Below are 2,983 nucleotides of genomic sequence, written 5' to 3' on the forward strand. Positions count from 1 at the left end.
GCTTCCACCTCTGACCTATCAACCTGATCATCTTTCAGGGTTCTTACTAGCTTGACGCTATGGGAAATCTCATCTTGAGGGGGGCTTCATGCTTAGATGCTTTCAGCACTTATCCCGTCCGCACATAGCTACCCAGCGATGCCTTTGGCAAGACAACTGGTACACCAGCGGTGCGTCCATCCCGGTCCTCTCGTACTAAGGACAGCTCCTCTCAAATTTCCTGCGCCCACGACGGATAGGGACCGAACTGTCTCACGACGTTCTGAACCCAGCTCGCGTACCGCTTTAATGGGCGAACAGCCCAACCCTTGGGACCGACTACAGCCCCAGGATGCGATGAGCCGACATCGAGGTGCCAAACCTCCCCGTCGATGTGGACTCTTGGGGGAGATAAGCCTGTTATCCCCGGGGTAGCTTTTATCCGTTGAGCGATGGCCCTTCCATGCGGAACCACCGGATCACTAAGCCCGACTTTCGTCCCTGCTCGACTTGTAGGTCTCGCAGTCAAGCTCCCTTGTGCCTTTACACTCTGCGAATGATTTCCAACCATTCTGAGGGAACCTTTGGGCGCCTCCGTTACTCTTTAGGAGGCGACCGCCCCAGTCAAACTGCCCACCTGACACTGTCTCCCACCCCGATAAGGGGTGAGGGTTAGAATTTCAATACAGCCAGGGTAGTATCCCACCGACGCCTCCACCGAAGCTGGCGCTCCGGTTTCTCAGGCTCCTACCTATCCTGTACAAGCTGTACCAAAATTCAATATCAGGCTACAGTAAAGCTCCACGGGGTCTTTCCGTCCTGTCGCGGGTAACCTGCATCTTCACAGGTACTATAATTTCACCGAGTCTCTCGTTGAGACAGTGCCCAGATCGTTACGCCTTTCGTGCGGGTCGGAACTTACCCGACAAGGAATTTCGCTACCTTAGGACCGTTATAGTTACGGCCGCCGTTTACTGGGGCTTCGATTCAGAGCTTCGCTTGCGCTAACCCCTCCTCTTAACCTTCCAGCACCGGGCAGGCGTCAGCCCCTATACTTCGCCTTGCGGCTTCGCAGAGACCTGTGTTTTTGCTAAACAGTCGCCTGGGCCTATTCACTGCGGCTCTTCGAGGCTATTCACCTCAAAAAGCACCCCTTCTCCCGAAGTTACGGGGTCATTTTGCCGAGTTCCTTAACGAGAGTTCTCTCGCTCACCTTAGGATTCTCTCCTCGCCTACCTGTGTCGGTTTGCGGTACGGGCACCTTTTATCTCGCTAGAGGCTTTTCTTGGCAGTGTGGAATCAGGAACTTCGGTACTATATTTCCCTCGGCATCACAGCTCAGCCTTAATGGTAAGCGGATTTTCCTACTTACCAGCCTAACTGCTTACACGCACATATCCAACAGTGCGCTTACCCTATCCTCCTGCGTCCCCCCATCACTCAAACGATAAAGAGGTGGTACAGGAATATCAACCTGTTGTCCATCGCCTACGCCTTTCGGCCTCGGCTTAGGTCCCGACTAACCCTGAGAGGACGAGCCTTCCTCAGGAAACCTTAGGCATACGGTGGATGGGATTCTCACCCATCTTTCGCTACTCATACCGGCATTCTCACTTCTAAGCGCTCCACCAGTCCTTACGGTCTAGCTTCAACGCCCTTAGAACGCTCTCCTACCACTGACACCATATGGTGTCAATCCACAGCTTCGGTGTTACGTTTAGCCCCGGTACATTTTCGGCGCAGAGTCACTCGACCAGTGAGCTATTACGCACTCTTTAAATGGTGGCTGCTTCTAAGCCAACATCCTGGTTGTCTAAGCAACTCCACATCCTTTTCCACTTAACGTAAACTTTGGGACCTTAGCTGGTGGTCTGGGCTGTTTCCCTTTTGACTACGGATCTTATCACTCGCAGTCTGACTCCCACGGATAAGTCTTTGGCATTCGGAGTTTGTCTGAATTCGGTAACCCGATGAGGGCCCCTAGTCCAAACAGTGCTCTACCTCCAAGACTCTTACAACGTGAGGCTAGCCCTAAAGCTATTTCGGAGAGAACCAGCTATCTCCAAGTTCGATTGGAATTTCTCCGCTACCCACACCTCATCCCCGCACTTTTCAACGTGCGTGGGTTCGGGCCTCCATCCAGTGTTACCTGGACTTCACCCTGGACATGGGTAGATCACCTGGTTTCGGGTCTACGACCACATACTAAAAACGCCCTATTCAGACTCGCTTTCGCTGCGGCTCCGTCTCTTCAACTTAACCTTGCATGGGATCGTAACTCGCCGGTTCATTCTACAAAAGGCACGCTATCACCCATTAACGGGCTCTAACTACTTGTAGGCACACGGTTTCAGGATCTCTTTCACTCCCCTTCCGGGGTGCTTTTCACCTTTCCCTCACGGTACTGGTTCACTATCGGTCACTAGGGAGTATTTAGCCTTGGGAGATGGTCCTCCCAGCTTCCGACCGGATTTCACGTGTCCGGCCGTACTCAGGATCCACTCAGGAGGGAACGAAGTTTCAACTACAGGGTTTTTACCTTCTATGACGGACCTTTCCAGATCGCTTCATCTACCCCGTTCCTTTGTAACTCCATGTTGAGTGTCCTACAACCCCAAGAGGCAAGCCTCTTGGTTTGGGCTATGTCCCGTTTCGCTCGCCGCTACTCAGGGAATCGCGTTTGCTTTCTCTTCCTCCGGGTACTTAGATGTTTCAGTTCCCCGGGTCTGCCTTCAATACCCTATGTATTCAGGTAAAGATACTGCTCCATTACGAGCAGTGGGTTCCCCCATTCGGAAATCTCCGGATCAAAGCTTACTTACAGCTCCCCGAAGCATATCGGTGTTAGTCCCGTCCTTCATCGGCTCCTAGTGCCAAGGCATCCACCGTGCGCCCTTTCTAACTTAACCTAAATGGTTATACTCTTACTTTCATAAGAGAGAAAAACTAATGTGGCGATTCTCGGTTTTACTTTGACTTCTTCTTACGATTATCTAGTTTTCAA

The 2,983-nt window shown here is 52.0% G+C and carries 1 rRNA gene; it reads right to left on the bottom strand.

What is annotated here, in order from left to right:
* Positions 1-2,888, bottom strand: a 23S ribosomal RNA gene (locus BANA01_RS28740); the annotation flags it as partial.
* Between the last annotated feature and the right edge of the window lie 95 nt (positions 2,889-2,983).

The sequence above is a fragment of the Neobacillus niacini NBRC 15566 genome (assembly GCF_001591505.1).
GTDB classification, from domain to species: domain Bacteria; phylum Bacillota; class Bacilli; order Bacillales; family Cytobacillaceae; genus Neobacillus; species Neobacillus niacini.